Source organism: Serratia sp. Ae19-1, from assembly GCF_059801225.1.
On the sequence record NZ_JBCHWD010000007.1, the window covers coordinates 240,910 to 258,409 of the forward strand.

The 17,500-nt window shown below is 57.2% G+C and carries 19 protein-coding genes and 1 other RNA gene; 7 read left to right on the forward strand and 13 right to left on the reverse strand.

The features are described from left to right. Positions 1 to 99 precede the first annotated feature (99 nt). On the forward strand, positions 100 to 783 hold the full coding sequence (gene ung / locus AAIE04_RS20180) for a uracil-DNA glycosylase (protein ID WP_033635636.1): 684 nt from the start codon (positions 100 to 102) through the stop codon (positions 781 to 783). A 56-nt stretch (positions 784 to 839) separates the two neighbouring features. On the opposite strand, the gene grpE is transcribed toward ung, so the two are convergent. Further along, positions 840 to 1,424, reverse strand: coding sequence for a nucleotide exchange factor GrpE (gene grpE / locus AAIE04_RS20185; RefSeq protein ID WP_025159545.1), 585 nt, complete (start codon positions 1,422 to 1,424; stop codon positions 840 to 842). Between the two features lie 125 nt (positions 1,425 to 1,549). On the opposite strand from grpE, the gene nadK reads away from it, so the two are divergent. The 3 genes from nadK to bamE all read left to right on the forward strand — a co-directional run bounded on the left by nadK (position 1,550) and on the right by bamE (position 4,755). Further along, positions 1,550 to 2,428: an NAD(+) kinase gene (gene nadK, locus AAIE04_RS20190; RefSeq protein WP_019452304.1), complete on the forward strand. Its 879-nt coding sequence runs from the start codon at positions 1,550 to 1,552 to the stop codon at positions 2,426 to 2,428. An 86-nt stretch (positions 2,429 to 2,514) separates the two neighbouring features. Continuing rightward, positions 2,515 to 4,176: a DNA repair protein RecN gene (gene recN / locus AAIE04_RS20195; RefSeq protein ID WP_074055568.1), complete on the forward strand. Its 1,662-nt coding sequence runs from the start codon at positions 2,515 to 2,517 to the stop codon at positions 4,174 to 4,176. Positions 4,177 to 4,416: 240 nt separating this feature from the next. Next, positions 4,417 to 4,755 carry an outer membrane protein assembly factor BamE gene (gene bamE, locus AAIE04_RS20200; RefSeq protein ID WP_004929101.1) on the forward strand — a complete coding sequence of 113 codons (339 nt, stop codon included), beginning with the start codon at positions 4,417 to 4,419 and terminating at the stop codon, positions 4,753 to 4,755. Between the two features lie 118 nt (positions 4,756 to 4,873). Here the strand turns inward: bamE and AAIE04_RS20205 are convergent, their stop codons facing one another. Both AAIE04_RS20205 and AAIE04_RS20210 read right to left on the reverse strand, forming a co-directional pair. Further along, positions 4,874 to 5,158: an RnfH family protein gene (locus tag AAIE04_RS20205; RefSeq protein ID WP_498577590.1), complete on the reverse strand. Its 285-nt coding sequence runs from the start codon at positions 5,156 to 5,158 to the stop codon at positions 4,874 to 4,876. Next, complete coding sequence (locus AAIE04_RS20210) at positions 5,151 to 5,585, reverse strand: type II toxin-antitoxin system RatA family toxin (RefSeq protein WP_025159544.1); 435 nt, start codon at positions 5,583 to 5,585, stop codon at positions 5,151 to 5,153. Before AAIE04_RS20210 ends, AAIE04_RS20205 begins: the two co-directional genes overlap by 8 nt. A gap of 161 nt (positions 5,586 to 5,746) precedes the next feature. Here AAIE04_RS20210 and smpB point away from each other — a divergent pair, with 161 nt between their 5' ends. Then, a complete protein-coding gene (smpB, locus tag AAIE04_RS20215; RefSeq protein ID WP_004929094.1) occupies positions 5,747 to 6,229 on the forward strand; it encodes an SsrA-binding protein SmpB in 483 nt (160 codons plus the stop codon). Between the two features lie 49 nt (positions 6,230 to 6,278). Then, positions 6,279 to 6,642, forward strand: a transfer-messenger RNA (tmRNA) gene (gene ssrA, locus AAIE04_RS20220). A 133-nt stretch (positions 6,643 to 6,775) separates the two neighbouring features. Here ssrA and AAIE04_RS20225 read toward each other — a convergent pair. Genes AAIE04_RS20225 through AAIE04_RS20235 form a run of 3 tightly spaced genes read right to left on the reverse strand, consistent with a single transcriptional unit; the run spans position 6,776 to position 8,814 of the window. Further along, positions 6,776 to 7,768 (reverse strand): HlyD family secretion protein, encoded by a 993-nt coding sequence (locus AAIE04_RS20225; protein WP_498577591.1) that lies wholly within the window; start codon positions 7,766 to 7,768, stop codon positions 6,776 to 6,778. A gap of 9 nt (positions 7,769 to 7,777) precedes the next feature. Then, positions 7,778 to 8,122 carry a DUF3302 domain-containing protein gene (locus tag AAIE04_RS20230; protein WP_498577592.1) on the reverse strand — a complete coding sequence of 115 codons (345 nt, stop codon included), beginning with the start codon at positions 8,120 to 8,122 and terminating at the stop codon, positions 7,778 to 7,780. Between the two features lie 38 nt (positions 8,123 to 8,160). After that, positions 8,161 to 8,814: a DUF3313 domain-containing protein gene (locus AAIE04_RS20235; RefSeq protein WP_498577593.1), complete on the reverse strand. Its 654-nt coding sequence runs from the start codon at positions 8,812 to 8,814 to the stop codon at positions 8,161 to 8,163. Between the two features lie 135 nt (positions 8,815 to 8,949). Between AAIE04_RS20235 and AAIE04_RS20240 the strand changes: the two genes are divergently transcribed. After that, positions 8,950 to 9,894, forward strand: a complete 945-nt coding sequence (locus AAIE04_RS20240; RefSeq protein ID WP_498577594.1) for a LysR family transcriptional regulator — start codon at positions 8,950 to 8,952, stop codon at positions 9,892 to 9,894. A 28-nt stretch (positions 9,895 to 9,922) separates the two neighbouring features. On the opposite strand, the gene AAIE04_RS20245 is transcribed toward AAIE04_RS20240, so the two are convergent. From AAIE04_RS20245 to AAIE04_RS20275, 7 genes are all read right to left on the reverse strand, one after another. Beyond that, positions 9,923 to 11,233 (reverse strand): L-cysteine desulfidase family protein, encoded by a 1,311-nt coding sequence (locus AAIE04_RS20245; RefSeq protein WP_498577595.1) that lies wholly within the window; start codon positions 11,231 to 11,233, stop codon positions 9,923 to 9,925. Positions 11,234 to 11,263: 30 nt separating this feature from the next. After that, positions 11,264 to 12,595 (reverse strand): SLC5/6 family protein, encoded by a 1,332-nt coding sequence (locus AAIE04_RS20250; protein ID WP_154747681.1) that lies wholly within the window; start codon positions 12,593 to 12,595, stop codon positions 11,264 to 11,266. 337 nt (positions 12,596 to 12,932) lie between these two features. After that, complete coding sequence (locus tag AAIE04_RS20255; RefSeq protein ID WP_498577596.1) at positions 12,933 to 14,594, reverse strand: DUF2534 family protein; 1,662 nt, start codon at positions 14,592 to 14,594, stop codon at positions 12,933 to 12,935. Positions 14,595 to 14,665: 71 nt separating this feature from the next. Beyond that, positions 14,666 to 15,082 (reverse strand): DUF2946 domain-containing protein, encoded by a 417-nt coding sequence (locus tag AAIE04_RS20260; RefSeq protein ID WP_498057104.1) that lies wholly within the window; start codon positions 15,080 to 15,082, stop codon positions 14,666 to 14,668. 328 nt (positions 15,083 to 15,410) lie between these two features. Next, entirely contained in the window at positions 15,411 to 15,983 is a 573-nt protein-coding gene (locus tag AAIE04_RS20265; protein WP_498577597.1) for a helix-turn-helix domain-containing protein, read from the reverse strand. A 220-nt stretch (positions 15,984 to 16,203) separates the two neighbouring features. After that, complete coding sequence (locus tag AAIE04_RS20270) at positions 16,204 to 17,034, reverse strand: MrpH family fimbial adhesin (RefSeq protein WP_498577598.1); 831 nt, start codon at positions 17,032 to 17,034, stop codon at positions 16,204 to 16,206. Between the two features lie 9 nt (positions 17,035 to 17,043). After that, positions 17,044 to 17,500: fimbrial protein (locus AAIE04_RS20275; RefSeq protein WP_498577599.1), on the reverse strand; the 457-nt coding region annotated here is incomplete at its 5' end.

Below are 17,500 nucleotides of genomic sequence, written 5' to 3' on the forward strand. Positions count from 1 at the left end.
TGCGCGCGACGGCGAGAAACGAAAAGCGGGTTTCACTGCGCGTGCCGACACGGTAAGCTATAGCCTATGAATTGCTAAAGAAAACAAAGGAGAGCGTTTATGGCCACCTCCCTCACCTGGCATGACGTGATCGGCAAAGAGAAAGAGCAGCCCTATTTTGTTGAAACGCTCGCCTTTGTTGCCGCTGAGCGCCAGGCCGGTAAGACCATTTATCCACCGCAGAAGGACGTGTTCAACGCTTTCCGCTATACCGAGCTGGCGGACGTCAAGGTCGTCATCCTCGGCCAGGATCCCTACCACGGCCCCAATCAGGCGCACGGCCTCTCTTTCTCGGTGCGCCCCGGTGTGCCGGCGCCGCCGTCGCTGGTGAACATGTATAAAGAGCTGGCGACCGACATTCCCGGCTTCGAACGCCCGGATCACGGCTATCTGCAAAGCTGGGCCGAGCAGGGAGTGCTGCTGCTCAACACCGTGCTGACGGTAGAAGGCGGCCGCGCGCACTCGCACGCCAACCTGGGCTGGGAAACCTTTACCGATAAAGTGATCGCCGCCCTGAACGAGAACCGTGAAGGCGTGGTATTCCTGCTGTGGGGCTCGCACGCGCAGAAGAAAGGCAACTTTATCGATCGCAACCGCCACCACGTGCTGAAAGCGCCGCATCCGTCGCCGCTCTCCGCCCACCGCGGTTTCCTCGGCTGCCGCCACTTCTCGCAGGCCAATCAGCTGCTGGAGCAGCAAGGCCTCACGCCGATCGACTGGATGCCGCGTCTGCCGCAGGCGTAGCCCAGAGACAAAAAAGGCACCCTCGGGTGCCTTTTTTTATGCCGTTGCCGGGGCGATTACGCCTTGGCTTTGGAGACCGCGACCATCGCCGGGCGCAGCAGACGGCCGTTCAGCGTGTAGCCTTTCTGCATCACCATCATCACATGGTTCGGCTGGTGATCGGCGGATTCCATCATGCTCATCGCCTGATGCACTTCCGGGTTGAACGGCACGTTGACGTCGCCGACGATTTCGATGCCATACTTGCGCACCACGTCCAGCAGCGATTTCAGCGTCAGCTCGATGCCTTCGATCATTGCGGCCAGTTCCGGATTGTTTTTATCCGCCAGATCCAGCGCGCGCTCCAGGTTGTCGATCACCGGCAGCAGATCGCCGGAGAATTTCTCCAGGGCGAACTTGTGCGCTTTCTCGACGTCCAGTTCGGCGCGGCGGCGGATGTTTTCCGCTTCCGCTTTGGCGCGCAGCAGGCTGTCGCGCTCGTGCTGCTGCGCTTCCGCCAGTTGGGCTTCCAGTTCGGCGATACGCGCATCGCGCAGATCGACGCCTTCCGCCGCTTCCGGCAGCGTATCCTCGTGATGAGCGTGTTGTTCCATTTCTTCCGAGACTTGCTCGTTTGGCGTCTTCTGTTCTTTACTACTCATGAATATCTCCGCGTTTTAGCATTAATCTCGCAACTTGGCTTATTATGGGGATCAAAACCGGGGTTTCAAGTCAACCGGTCACAATGTGGGGCATAAACGGGTCCCGGTGAGGAAAATCACAACAAATGAATAAAAAATTCGCCTGTATTGGCATTGTTGGCCACCCGCGTCACCCTTCAGCGCTGGCAACCCACGAGATGCTGTTCCACTGGCTGGTCGCCCGCGGCTATTCGGTGATGGTCGAACGCCAAATCGCCCATGATTTGGGGCTGAAGGACGCCGTGACCGGCAGCCTGGCGGATATTGGCCAGCGCGCCGATCTGGCGGTGGTGGTCGGCGGCGACGGCAACATGCTCGGCGCCGCGCGCGTGCTGGCGCGCTACGACATCAAGGTGATCGGGGTCAACCGCGGCAACCTCGGCTTCCTCACCGATCTCGATCCCGACAACGCCCTGCAGCAGCTGGCGGACGTGCTGGAAGGCGAGTACATCGACGAACAGCGTTTCCTGCTGGAAACCATCGTGCATAAAGAGCACCAGCAGTGCCGCATCAGCACCGCCATCAACGAAGTGGTGCTGCACCCCGGCAAAGTGGCGCACATGATCGAATTCGAAGTGTACATCGACGATCGCTTCGCCTTCTCGCAGCGTTCCGACGGCCTGATCATCGCCACCCCGACCGGATCCACCGCCTACTCGCTCTCCGCCGGCGGGCCGATCCTCACCCCGTCGCTGGAAGCGATCGCACTGGTGCCGATGTTCCCGCACACCCTCTCCGCCCGGCCGCTGGTGATCAACGGCGATAGCACCATCCGGTTGAAGTTTTCGCAGATCGGCAGCGATCTGGAGATCAGCTGCGACAGCCAGATCGCGCTGCCGATCCAGGAAGGCGAAGAAGTGCTGATCCGCCGCAGCGATTTCCACCTGAATCTGATCCATCCGAAGGACTACAGCTATTTCAACACGTTAAGCACCAAGTTGGGCTGGTCGAAAAAATTGTTCTAAAATCTGCGCCGGCCACTTTACTGTATATAAAACCAGTTTATACTGTATGAAACTACAGTTATGTGTTTATACACAGGAAGGTTCCCATGCTGGCGCAATTAACCATCAGCAACTTTGCTATCGTTCGTGAGTTGGAAATCGATTTTCAACCGGGTATGACGGCGATCACCGGTGAAACCGGCGCCGGCAAATCCATCGCCATCGATGCGCTGGGGCTGTGCCTCGGCAACCGCGCCGACGGCAACGTGGTGCGCCTGGGAGCCGCCCGCGCCGACATCTGCGCCCGCTTCTCGCTGGCGGACACCCCGTCCGCGCGCGAGTGGCTGGAGCAAAACCAGCTGGACGACAGCAACGAATGCCTGCTGCGCCGGGTGATCAACGCCGACGGCCGTTCGCGCGGCTTTATCAACGGCACCGCCGTGCCGCTGTCGCAGCTGCGCGAGCTGGGGCAACGCCTGATCCAAATCCACGGTCAACACGCCCATCAGCTGCTGCTCAAGCCGGAGCACCAAAAAGCGCTGCTCGACGCCTACGCCGACGAACCCGCCCTGCTGGCGGCGATGAGCCAGGCCTATCAACGCTGGCACCAGAGCTGCCGCGAGCTGGCGCACCACCAGCAGCAGTCCATCGAGCGCGAAGCGCGCAAGCAGCTGCTGCAATACCAATTGAAAGAGCTGAACGAATTCGCGCCGCAGGCCGGCGAGTTCGAACAGACCGACGCCGAGTACAAGCGCCTGGCCAACAGCGGCCAGCTGCTGACCCTCAGCCAGCAGACGCTGCAACTGCTCGCCGACAGCGACGAAAACAACATGCTCAGCCAGCTCTACAGCGCCAAACACCTGCTGATCGAGCTGGCCGGGCTGGACGACAAGCTCAGCGGCCTGTTGGACATGCTGGAAGAGGCCTCGATCCAGATCAGCGAAGCCAGCGACGAACTGCGCCACTACGCCGATCGCATGGATCTCGATCCCAACCGCCTGCACGAACTGGAACAACGCCTGTCGCGCCAAATTAGCCTGGCGCGCAAACATCAGGTCGCGCCGGAAGAGCTGCCGCAGCTGCATCAGCAGTTGCTGGATGAACAACAGCAGCTATCGCAGCAGGAAAGCGACCATGAACATCTGAACGAGGCGGTTACCCTGCATCACCAGCAGGCGCTGGCGCTGGCGGAAGAGCTGCACCAGAAACGCCTGCACTACGCGGCCGAGCTGACTGCGCTCATCACCGACAGCATGCAGGCGCTCTCCATGCCGCACGGCAAGTTCAACATCGACGTGCGCTTCGAACCGCAGCATCTGAGCGCCGAAGGGGCCAGCCGCACCGAATTCTGCGTCTCCACCAACCCGGGGCAGCCGCTGCAGCCGCTGGCGAAGGTCGCCTCCGGCGGCGAGCTGTCGCGCATCGCGCTGGCCATTCAGGTGATCACCGCCCGCAAGATGGAAACCCCGGCGCTGATCTTCGACGAAGTGGACGTGGGCATCAGCGGCCCAACCGCCGCCATCGTCGGCCGCCTGTTGCGCCAGCTCGGCGAATCCACCCAGGTGATGTGCGTCACCCACCTGCCGCAGGTGGCCGGATGCGGGCATCAGCATCTGTTCGTCAGCAAGCAGACCGACGGCACGGTGACCGAAACCCAGATGGCGCCGCTGGATAAACGCGCCCGGCTGCAAGAGCTGGCGCGCCTGCTCGGCGGCAGCGAAGTCACCCGCAATACGCTGGCCAATGCCAAAGAACTGCTGGCGGCATAAAAAAGCTCAACTTTTTCACTTTCCTGCGGTCTGACAGTGACGCTGTTGGCCCGAGAAATATCTAAAGTGCGCCGCGACGGCGATCCGAAGCCATCTCAACGGCCTGAAACAGGCCAAGCGCTTGAGGTGCTGAAGGAAAGCCAATGCGTCGCAACGTGAAAGATGAAGGGTATAAAGGTTTCCAACTGCCGCAAGGTCTATTATCATCGGCATCCTATGCCCTAAAGGAATGTGATTACTATGCGCTGTAAAACGCTGACTGCCGCCGCTGTAGTTCTTGTGATGCTGACTGCAGGCTGTTCTACTTTTGAAAAGGTGGTTTATCGTCCTGACATCAACCAGGGGAACTACCTGACGTCGACCGACGTGGCGAAAATCCAGAAAGGGATGACCCAGCAACAGGTCGCTTACACATTGGGCACCCCAATGCTGCAAGACCCGTTCGGGACTCAGACGTGGTTCTATGTGTTCCGCCAGCAGCCTGGCCATGAAGATATCACCCAGCAAACGCTGACGCTGACCTTCGACAGCGCAGGCGTGTTGACCGATATCCAGAACAAACCGGCACTGACCAAGTAATCGGCGCCGCCCGCTCTTCCGGCCCATGAGGAGGCATGATGTTCCTCATGACAGTCGCAGGCTGCAACGCGGAAGAGAGAATCAGTTTCAGATAAAAAAATAAGGCGCTCATAGCGCCTTATTTTTTTGCCTTTTCTGCCCGTTGCCGGCGCAGTTCTTTCGGATCGGCGATGAGCGGCCGGTAGATCTCAACCCGATCACCGTCGTTTAGCGTGTCGCCCAGCTTGGCCGGGCGGCTGTAGATACCGATTTTGTTGCTCTTGAGATCGATATCCTGACGCAGCTCCAGCAGGCCCGAAGCCGCAATCGCCTGCTCGGCGCTGCTGCCCTCGGCCAGCTTCACCTTGCGCAGGTACTGGCGCTCCGGTAAGGCGTACACCACCTCGACCTGAATGTCAGACACTGTAGACCTCTTTCGCGCGCTGGGTGAATGCCTGCACCATGCTGCCCGCCAGCTCTTTAAATACCTTGCCGAACGCCAGTTCGATCAGTTTGTTGGTGAACTCGAAGTCCAGGTGCAGCTCCACCTTGCAGGCCTCTTCGCTCAGCGGTGTGAACTGCCAACCGCCCATCAGCTTGCGGAACGGACCATCGACCAGCTGCATATTGATGCGTTGGTTATCCAACAGCGTATTGCGCGTGGTGAAGGTTTTGCTGATACCGGCCTTGGCGACGTCCACCGCGGCGGTCATTTCATTGGGGGTAGCGTTAAGCACCCGGCTGCCGGTGCAGCCTGGCAGAAAATCGGGATAAGAATGAACATCGTTAACCAACTGATACATCTGCTCGGCGCTGAACGGCACTAATGCAGACCGACTGATCTGGGGCATATCATTTCCTGTAAGACATAAAACGTACAGATAATACCATTTATCTGGCGGCAAACAAAAAATCTGCTAAGGGATGAGGGAACCAAAAATGCGAAAAATTGCGCAGGTGCTGAACGGGAAAGGATTTCTTTCGCTGAAGCATCCAGTATAATGAACGCACTATGACAAAGAAAAAAGCACACAAACCCGGTTCCGCCACCATTGCCCAAAACAAGCGCGCGCGTTTCGAATACTTCATTGAAGAAGAGTTCGAGGCTGGCCTGTCGCTGCAAGGGTGGGAAGTTAAATCGCTGCGTGCTGGCAAAGCCAACCTCAGCGACAGCTACGTGACGTTCCGTGACGGTGAAGCCTATTTGTTTGGCGCCACCATCACTCCGCTCAACGTGGCCTCGTCGCATGTGGTGTGCGATCCGACACGTACCCGTAAACTGCTGCTGAACAGACGCGAGCTGGACACCTTGCTCGGCCGCGTCAACCGCGAGGGTTACACCGTGGTGGCCTTGTCCCTGTATTGGAAAAATGCCTGGAGCAAGATCAAGATCGGCGTAGCCAAAGGCAAGAAAGAGCACGACAAACGCGATGACATTAAAGATCGCGAATGGCAGACGGCGAAAGCCCGTATCATGAAGCACGCCAATCGTTAAGCCGCTGGCTTATCGAGGTAAACTTCTGGTATACTGCACAAAGTTACTTGGGGCTGATTCTGGATTCGACGGGATTTGCGAAGCCCTAGGAGCATGCCGAGGGGCGGTTGGCCTCGTAAAAAGCCGCAAAAAAATAGTCGCAAACGACGAAAACTACGCTTTAGCAGCTTAATACCCTGCTTAGAGCCCTCTCTCCCTAGCCTCCGCTCTTAGGACGGGGATCAAGAGAGGTCAAACCCAAAAGAGATCGCGTGGATGTCCTGCCTGGGGCTGAAGCGTTAAACTCAATCAGGCTAGTCTGTCAGTAGCGTGTCCATCCGCAGCTGGCCGGCGAATGTAAAGATTGGACTAAGCATGTAGTGCCGACGGTGTAGTAATTTCGGACGCGGGTTCAACTCCCGCCAGCTCCACCAAATACGTCGCCAGTGAACCAGATAGACCCGGCGATAATAGCGAAAAAGCCCACAACTTCGGTTGCGGGCTTTTTTGTTTTTGTCACATTCAGAGGGAAACCCCACGGCCTGGGCTCTCCCGGGCCGATGCTGGCTAATGGTCCAGATAAAGGTAATGCAGCCAGCTGGTCATGCGCAGCAGCACTTTACGCATCACGGAAACGTGCTCAAAGTGCCCGGTATAGACCGCCGCCTGGGCGCTCACGCCGTCGGGCAAGTGAGCCAGATCGGGGTTAGCCGCCAGATCGATCATTACATACACCCCTTCCCGACCCGGCGTGGCGCTCAGGCCCTGCAGTGCGCCGCTGGCCTGGTAGCTGCCGTCCGGTATCGTCGGCAGCACCCGGCTCACGGTGCCGCCATAAACCTGTCCCGGCAAGCCGTTGAAAACCACCTCAGCCTGATCCCCCTGCGCCAAACGCAGGATGGCGTTCTGGCGGAACACCGCCACCACCTGGCGCTTTTGCTGCGGGATAAAGATCATCACCGGTTTGAACGGCAGGCGAACCGCCGCCGTGCCCGGCCGTGCCAGCACCTGCGTGACATAACCGTCGCTCGGCGCACGCACCACCGTTTGTTCCAGGTTGTAACGCGCTTCGGCAATTTGCGATTTCAGGCTGGCTATCGTGGCGTCTTCGCCGTCATAGCGCCCGGACAACCGCGCCTGTTCCTGTTGGAACTGGGCTTTCGCCGCCTGCAGCGCAGCGGATTGCGCCTGGTACTGCTGCTGCGCATGGCTGACGTCCTGCTCCGAGAATGGGTTGACTGGCATGGCCGCCCCTTTCGCATAGCGCTGGTAATCCTTACGGGCACGCTCGTATTCCGCGTTCGCCCGCTGCACGTTGGTTTTCTCCGTCACCTCGACGATCATGCCCGAGACCTGCGGCACCATCGGCACAGAAACGGCTATTTTCTGCGCCCGATCGCTGTACGGATGGTTGTAGTTCATCGTCAGAATCAGCGCGCCGACGATAACGATCCCGCCGAGCACCGCAGTCGGCACGGTCCATTTATTAACCGAAATACGGAACAGCTTAAATACGCCGTAGCTCAGCGCCACGTAGCTGAGAATAATAAGTAAATCCATAGGCTACGCTCAACTCACCGTGGGGCCGGGAACCGCCGTCGGCTTTTCCTGCAGGCGTTGCAATTCGGCTTCGAGCAGCGCGATGCGCGCCTTCAGTTCCTTTGAAGGTTCCGTGCTTTCACTCATGCCCCAGCCGCGTTCCGGACGATAGAGCGTCGCCCAAATCCACAGCAGCGGCCAAATGGCGTGCAGCGTAAACAGGCTGACCCAACCGGCGACGTGAATCGCATCCTGATGCGGATGCTGGCGCTTTTTCGCCAGTAAATAGGGAATGTCATGAATAATAATGACGCCGTAGAATAAAATCAGGAATACCGCGATCAGTACGCCTAAAGCAAAATAGTTTAGAAACATGTAAAGCCCTGGTTGGTCTTAGCGGAAATAAACGATGTTTATAGCGTGTTATATTGTCTGATATCGTTGGCGATAGTATCGATAGCGTTCTTCACATCGCTGACTTTCAGCTGTGCTTTCTCATTATTGAGATTTTCGCCCGAGGCCTTGCGCACCACTTTAATCACCGGCTGGTTGGTCGCCGCATCGATAAACTCACCTTCCATATAGACTGCGCTTTCCATGGTGCGATGGCCGGTCACGCTTTGCGTGGCGGCAATCAGCAAGGTGATCGGCAAGACTTCATAGATCTGCAACCCTTTCTTCTGCGTGTCGATCGCCGTGATAGCGCCGCGGAAGATCAGCGTATGCTCACGCGGCATGTCAACCAGCGTGAAGTGGGTGCCCATCGCCTGTTTAAACTGCTGGTTGGTGTAATTCAGGATATTGTCGAGCGCGCGTTGGCTCACCATTTCGCTAGGTTTCGGCCGTGGGAAATAGATCATCGGCTGATAAACCAAATATTGATAACGGGAAAAGTCGACGCTCTGATCTTTCCAATATAAAACGTCTTTGCCGGATGCGGATTGACCTTTATTGATATCGTTATAATTGGTCAGAAAGGTCGAGTATTTTTCTTTTTCGGTCACGGCGGACGAGCACGCGGCCAATAATAACAGCGCAGGTAAAATCACCGTTCTTGTTACTTTCATTGACGGATTTCTCTTTATTTATGTGGATAGCAAATAATCAAATCGAATGATACCCACCCGCCCGTGATAAGTCATATGACAATACCGCCAAAGGTGTATATCATTTTTGATATACAAACTCATAAGAGCCGGCCAGTGAAACAGAAAGACTTCCGCATAGAAGAACTGAGGATCGTCCGCGTCATCGCCGAAACGGCGAGCGTCAGCAAAGCGGCGCAGCTGTTGGACATGCCGCAATCCAACGTGTCGCGCGCGCTCACCTCACTGGAACGCCGGCTGGGTCTGGAACTGTTTCTGCGCAGCCCGCGCGCCCTGGCGCTGACCGAGTTCGGCGAGCAATTCTTGCGCCGCGCCGCACTGCTGCTGGACGAGCATAGCGATCTGCTCGATATGTCCGGCACCTATAAGCGCAGCCTGAGCGGCATGGTCACGCTCGGCGCGCCGATCGGTATCCACGCGTTCCTGGCCAGCTATTTGCTGCCGCCGCTGCTGCATGCCGCACCGGAGTTGACGGTCGATCTGGTGACTCGCAATCCCGATGAACGCGAAAAAAAGTATGGTGCGGTGTTCGACAGCGACTGCGATTTGTTGATCAGCTTCTTCCAGCCACAAAACGAAAGCCTGATCGCCAGACCGCTCACCCGTTTTCGCGTCGGGCTGTTCGCCGCGCCGGATTACATCGCCCGCTCGCCGCTGAATGAGCTGAATGAACTTAATGAGCTGTCGCAGCATCGCTGCATTACCTTGCGCATGCTGGGCGGCATCCGCAATACCTGGAGCGGCTACAATGCGCAGGGGGAGTTGGTGCAGATCGAAATCAACGGCACCAGCGTCTGCGATAATATTCTGCCGGCGATCGAGCTGGCGAAACAGGGATTGGGCATCGTCTACGCCCCGTATTATTCCGTGGCCGCTGAGCTGGAAGCCGGCACGCTGCTGCCCTGCCTGGCGCGCGAGCGCTGCATCGATATGCAAGCCTATCTGATCTACCGCCGGCGCGGCGTTTTGCCGCACCGTGTTCAGGTGATGATGGACAGCATCATGGAAAGCGTGCAACAGCACGCACATCGGCTGATTTAACAAAAAACCCCGCCGCAGCGGGGAAAGCTCAGGAAGCTTTTTTCGCCATAATCTCGATGATCTGCCTGTCGGTGTGCTGCATCGATCGGCTGGCCAGCGCGCAAAGGTTGGCGATCGACTGCTCAACATCATTCGCCACAATCCCCTCGTTGCCGGTTACCGCCGTGTCGTCCAGCGCCATCAGCACCGCCTTCCACGCCGACGAGGCGCTGGTGGAAACCTTCATCGCACAGCTGTTGGAAGCGCCATCGCAAATCATCCCGCTCACATCGCCAATCATGCTGCCGATGGCCTTGGCGATGGTGTCGTACCGGCCATCCGCCAGCCACGCCATCCCGGCGGCCGCCCCCATCGAGGCGGTAGTGGCGGCGCACAGCGCGGAGAGGCGCGGCAGGCGATAGTGAATATAAATGGCGCTCAGGTGCGACAGCATCAGCGCACGCGCCAGCTGTTCCTCATCGGCCGCGAAGTGCTCCGCCACCACCATCACCGGCAAGGTGGCAGCGATCCCCTGATTGCCCGAGCCGGAGTTGCTCATCGCGGGCAGCGTCGCCCCGCCCATCCGCGCATCGGACGCCGCGCTGGTGCGGATCACGATGTCGCTGGCCAGATCGCTCGTCATCAATCCGCGTGCGCGCTGTTTTTGCAACGTGGCACCCACGTGCAGCCCCCACTGGCTGCGCAGCCCTTCTTGCGACAGCGCACCGTTGAGGCGCGCGGCATCGAGAATAAAACGGATATCCGCGAACGGCGCCCGCTCGATGAAATCCACGATCTCACGCAGCGAAGTGTGCGCCAGCACCTGCAGCGGGCATGCCGGCTCGGCGCCCTGCGGCTGCGCCTTCAGCGTATAGAGCGTCTCGCCCTGCCGCTCGATACTGACGATGCGGGTATGCCCGCCGACGATGGTGGCGCTGGCCCATTGATCGCCAGCGTAAACCTTCGCCCGGGAATAGAGGATATCTTCGCAAGGCGACTGCAGCATGACGCGCACCGCCCCCTGCGCCAATAGCCGCTTCGCTTGCGTTATGGCTGTAGCAGAGGCCTTCTCGAGCACTTCCAAACCGCCGTCGGCATCGCCGCCGATAGCCCCCAACGCGGCGGCGATCGGCAATCCCACCATGCCGGTGCCAGGCACCGTCACGCCCATGCCATTTTTCATCAAATTCGGCGAAACCCAGGCTTCAATGCGATCCACCGGCCCCGGTAAATGAGCCGCCGCCGTGGCGCTGGCCAGCGCCAGGGAAACCGGTTCGGTACATCCCAATGCAGGCTTCACCTCCTCCTGCACGACGCGGATGTATTTTTTCCATAATGAAAGACTTTCAGGGTTAAACATAATGACAACCTTAATACCGTATTAGCTCTATCAGGAGAATGCCAGGAACGGGGAGACGCACAGGAGCAAGCCGGTCACGATGATAAGCACCAGCGATGCACCTTTATATTTGTGCAACGCCGGCACCTTATGGACCAGCCACGCAGGAATAAGGCAGCCCACCAGGCCAAAGATCGGGCTGCAAATGGATGTGAAGCTCAGCACCGGCGCATTCAGCACAATGGCGCTCCAGGCCAGCAGAATAGCGAACACCATAATGCCGCGCTGCACATAGGTTTCATTGATGTTCTCCAGCGGCAGCTTGCGGCGCAGCAAATTCATCACGATGCCCTGCGTCGCTTCGCGAAAGCCCAAATAAACACCGAAAAAGGCGGTCATCACAGCGAAAATATTGAGGATCACGCTGACGACTTTGACCCAGGCGGCGCCGTCACCGCTAATGAACTGAGCGGCGATCGCCAGGGCGGAAATGTTCTGTTCATAGGCTTTTACCGCCTCATCATGCCCCATCGCCAGCGTAAAAGAGACGGCATAGAAAAAGACGGTGGTAAACAGAATGCCAAAGGCGATATTCATGGCGCGCAGCGCTTTATGGCGGGCAACCTCAATCGATTTTTCACGCGAGCGGTAGGAAATGACCATCGGGCTAAGCGTCTGAATAAACAGAATCGAAGTCAGAGTAAACGGCAGCGTAATAATGGCGTTTTTAATCAGCAGCGCCGCCGGCGGCAGCGCGCCGATATTATGCACATGCCACAGGCCAATCATCGACACGCCGAGCGCCGCCACAACCAGCAGCTTGGTCAGCACCATCAGGCTTGAAAGCTTGAATAGCAACTGTTCCCCGCGCGATGAAATCGCCACTAAAATGCAGATCAGCGCCAAGCCATAAAAAGGGTTGTCGGACAACAGCCCTTCCGTCACGCCGAAGGTGTGCAAATAAGACGCGCTGTCGTTGGTGATGGCGGTGGAATAAACGAACATCCAGATCACCAGCATGACAAAATAGAGTGCGCCGAGCAGGATTCCCCAGTTTTTCCCCAGATAGCCGCTAATCACGCTGGGATAGTCTTTGCACTCAGGCGATTCCGCGAGGGTATTGATAAATAAACGCTGGAATAAATACATAGCCGGATAACCGATAATAGAGGAGAGCAGAAATACCCACAGCCCCATCAATCCAACCTGCACCGGTAAAAAAACAATGCCGGCGCCAATCGCCATGCCGATACTCATAATCACCCAGCCGGTATCAGTGCTGTCGAATTTAATTGCCTCACGCCATTCACTTTCCGTCATCTTCGCCCGCAACGCCGGCGACGTGTCATCCAATAGCACGCTATTATTTGAAGCCGTTTCCATAAGGTTCTCGCTTGTGTAGGTAGAGGTTTTTTTTAATAGTTTCTGCACGATGGATAATTCTAAAATGCAGGCGAGTTATCGTTTTAATGTGCGAAATCTTACCCTTGAAACAAGAGAAAAAAGTCACAATATTTGCATGGATTAAGACTATCAAAGAGAAAAAAATCCCATAAAAAAAGAATAAGAAGAAAGAAATTCTATCAAAAACCAGTATGAGAGGCGCATCACATTATCCCGACGCGCCACAGTATGAATCATCAGACCGGGTGAAGGCAGCGTTCCGCCCGTTTTGCATTCGCAGCGCCCGGCAGGCTAAACCGCATACCGGGCGCCCCCTTTACCGCCCCTCTTTCTCCCCCAGTAAGAAATACCATAGCGGAATGGAAAGCAGCAAGGTGAATACCAGCGTATACAGCAACACCATCAGGCTCTGCATCACGATCATCTGTGCGCTCCAGGCACCGATCGGCAGCTGAAACTGCTCGACGGTGCCGCCGAGGATCGCCTTGCCCATCACGCAGCCGACCGCCACCGCAACCGTCGCCACCGCAGCGCGGAACTTACGCACCTCTACGCGCCGAGCGGCCGCTTCCGGCGTTGCTTCGCCATGCCCCTGCCGTTGGCCACGCCAGCGCCACACGTCCGCCGCCAATAGCGCCGCGAGGCTCACGCCCATCAGCGGCAGACAATAGCCCAAGGCTACGGCGATCGACAGCGTGATTACCCGCGCCGGCAGGGAAAGCGCCAACCAGGCGGCCAACAGCGTATGCATCGGATGTTGATCACCCGCCGCAGGACGACGCAGCCACCACATCCGATAACCCAGCACGATCGTCAGACACAGCCCAAGGCCGAACGCCGCCAGCAGCAGCTGATTCGGCAAACCGAAGAGGATCCCCATGTGGGCGTCGATGCCCCAGCGGGTCAGCTTGGCGATCAACGGGAAGGTGCTGAACCGCACCTGGTCGACGACGGCGAAACTCTGCGGCGCAATAGCAACGCTGTCCACCTGCGTTGGCCAACTGCGATCCACTTCGGTCACCGTCCAGGCTTTGCCCTCGCCCTTTGGCTGACGCAGCTCTATCTTGGCAGCATCGATCCCAGCGGCGCGCGCGGCGTGCAGCACCCGATCCCAATCGCCGTTCAGCGCATTGGCCTGTGCGGCAGGGGGCATCTTCATGCCCGGCATCATTCCACGGTGCTCGGCGTGCGGATCGGCCGGCGTCTGAGACGCATCGGCCTGCAGGCTGGTGTTGACCTGCGGCGTCAGCCAGCCCAGATTAGCCCGTAGCGCATCGATGTTGCCGCCGGCCCACTGCGACCAGGTCAGCCCGGTGGCCGAGAAGAACAGCAGCCCGGCCAGCAGCGCCACGCCCAGCGTGATGTGCCAATGGCGGCTGGCGGCGAAACGCCCTTTCGGCTTCTTCAGCTTGCGCTTCGGCCGCGTCGTCAGCCACAGCGCTACGCCGCCCAGCGCGGCCACCCACAGCCAGGAGGCCGCCAGCTCGCTGTAATTGCGGCCCAGATCGCCGAGCAACAGGCTGCTGTGCAGCTTGTCCAGCCAGGTGCGCAGCGGCAACACGCCGGAGGTGCCGTACACCGTCATATCGCCCTTGATCGCCAGCGTATAAGGATCGACAAACAGTGCGCGCGACTCGGAAGCGCCCAGATCGGCGCCGACAAACTGCACACGGGTGGTGTCCGTTGCACCGGGCGCCGGGCGCACGGCGTAAATGCGCGCCTCGTCACCCGCTTCACGGCGGGCGGCGGCGATTTGGTCGGCCAGCGGTCTCGCCTGCCCGTGCGGCTCGGTAGACAGCGCATCGCGATACAGCGCCTCTTCAAGCTGCGGGGTCAGCACATACAGCGTGCCGGTCAGTGCAGCGACCAGAATAAAAGGAGCAACCAGCAGGCCGATATAAAAATGCAGCCGTCTGATCAGGTTCAGCATCGCGCCACGCGGCGATGCGGCAGGTGGAGTTTTGGTTATTGAAGACATGGCCTTTCTCGTTTTTCAAACTGTGTGCGCAGGCAAACCGTCCGCAGCGATACGGACGGCATGACCCATGATCAAGCAATAAGGAAAAACGGCTGGCCGGGCGGCCCGCGCGGACTTGGCCGCAGAGCAAGACGCCGAATGGGCGGGGGGACGATGCGCGGCGCGCAAGGCAGGCGCGCAATACGCGCCATCAGCCACAGCAGCGGGACGAATACCCACAGCAGCAGCGGTACGTGAATCAGCAGCTCGCAATAGCCGCAGAAGATCATCTCTGCCGGATCCATGCCGTGGTGGCCGGCATGCTCGGCGGCGGGCATCACCATTCCGTGCATCTCATGCTGCATGGTAGCTGCCGGCTGCGCCATGCCGCTCATCATCTGATGGTGCATCAGCGATTTCGACACCACCGGCGCCACAAACAGCAACAGCACCGCCATAATGGCGATGCAGGCGGCAAAGCGTTGCTGTAGCTGGCGTGGCACTCTCATCGCGGCGGTGAATTAACCCGGTCAGTTGCGAACAAGCGGCCAGTGTAACCTCTGCGCCCAACGCGATGAAAGAAAAGTCGCCACCGCAGTGGATGATGATGAGGCGGGCACCTGCACAACGGGGATTTATTTATGCACGTTCAGCGCCCACGTCGGTTATCCGGGGCACCAATCACCCAATAGCCTCTGCCACCAGGAGACCTTCTGTCTGGCATGTATGGCTAATCTTTTTTTGTTAACCAGCTTAAGATGCCGATAAAATGAGAACAGACTCAGAATAAAAAGAAAAAACGCCAAGAGAAACAAAAACACCGTAAATCCTTTATCGTTACAGTTCATTACGGCGCAAAATAAGCCAGTTGTAGAGCTCAATCTTGCGGTTAAAACCGAATTTTTTCATGACCGCGCCCCGGTGCGAGCTGATGGTTTTAACGCTGATATTTAGACGCACTGAAATATCCGCCGGGCTGACGCCTTTGGAGAGCAGCTGCATGATCTGCCGCTGCCGCACCGTCAGTGCTCCCTCCTCGAAAAATGCCTCCCCGTCCGAACCGGATATTTCTCGCTCATGCCATAACGCATCTAAATAAAAACGCAGCTGCTGCAGATCGCCACGCTTGGGCAGCGTTTTCTGCAACCGCCCCAGCCGCCACGTTGCCAGGCTGTTTTTCCCCTCACACAGGGAAAAAATGACGCAATCTTTCATGCCTGCATGCAACGCCTCACCAATCAGGCGGGCCATAGGCCGGCTGGCGTCATAAAAAATAATGTCGGCACTGCCCAGGCAGCTTTGATTAACAAATTCCACCCGCTTATTCTTGCCGCGAAAATATTCAATTAAAAAGAAAACCAGCCCCTGAGAAATAAAAGCATCCTTACCCAACAGGGCAATATTAATCATGATTAGTAAGCTCCTTTGCTCTGGCCTGCATATAACACGCCGCCACAACCAGACTCTAATTAATAAAAAAATAAAGCGCCATTATTAAAGCACCTGTATCGCCACCACCATTTAATTGCACCACAAACTCGCCGGCCATTCAGCGAAATTCACACATTAATGAACCGCATTAATATCTGCAGATTTTCCTTCATTCTCCTGAGCTAACAACATTCAACGCTTAAGGCACGGCAATAATAATGGGCAAGCTGCCGGAGAACTCCCCCACAGACTGGGTATCATAACCACTTAAGGTTGAGGAAAGTCGTAGCCGGGTTGGTGAGGTTGAGGCGGAGATCTGCACACCATCCCCCAACTTATTGTCATTAATCATAAGATCACTGAGCAACCAATTGCGATTGACAGAATATAGAGTCACAGAGCTCATTCTTGCCTGCGAAGAAATAACAACCGACATTCCTGCAGAACATGTAACATGAAAATCAGTATAAGCGGAATTACCATTCACTTCAGCCGGAGCCAGAACACCATGGTTTATTTCGATGTAGGGCTCCTCAACCCAGCATACGGTTGGAGGAACTTCTGAGGAGAAACACTTACTATCTAAACGCGCCGTACCGTTTTTTTTAAAATACCCCAACTGATAACAAGAACGTTTATGCCAACGAGAGTCCCTTCTAAAACTACGCATTTCACCAAGATATCCCTGGGCAATAAACAGCTTTCCTAGCTCCCCCATGGTTTTTGCTTTTCTCGCCCCGGGAACAATATAATCTCCAGAGGACGTCCAACTGCCTGTTTCATACCAGTCATTGTAAAAAAACGACAAATTATCATTTGTAGCTTGCCATCCACTATTAGGATTTCCTTCCCACATAGGGTTAAGTGAATTATCATTAACGTCCCATGATTGAACACTTAGTGTGTCAAATGCATAACTACTCCCAGGTCCCATACCCCCAGCAATTACTCTAATGTCATAAGCAATAGCTAGCACCGCCGATGAATACAGGGCGAAAAATATCGCCAATATTTTTATTCCTATTTTCATATCCGTCACCTACTCATAAGCCAGATTAAAGGTCGCCACCGCGCTGAACGCCCCGCGCCCAATGGTCTTTCGCTCCAGCGCCTGCGGTTCGCCGCGCACATAGGCCTGCAACGCCAAAATATTGCCGCCGGCCTGCAGGCCCTGCTTATCACCAGCCTGATTGAGCGGCAGCGCCTTACCCGCCGGCGTTTCCAGCCCGATGGCGATCCCCCTGGCCAGGCTGCCGCCGGCGGGGGCCAGCAGGCCGGGCAGCGCCGCGCTTTCGCTGCCCAGCAGTGTGACCGTCACCGTTTTGCCCAGGCTGAGATCGCACTCGGCCAGGTGAATTTCAAACTTCTGCCCCGGCGTGCGGGTATTGAGATACAGGTACTTGTCGATAATGGTGCCAAAATCCAGCGTGATCTCCTCCTCCCCCGGCGGGATCACGCACGGCTCCGCCACCAGCGCGCCATGCAGGCGCAGGTTG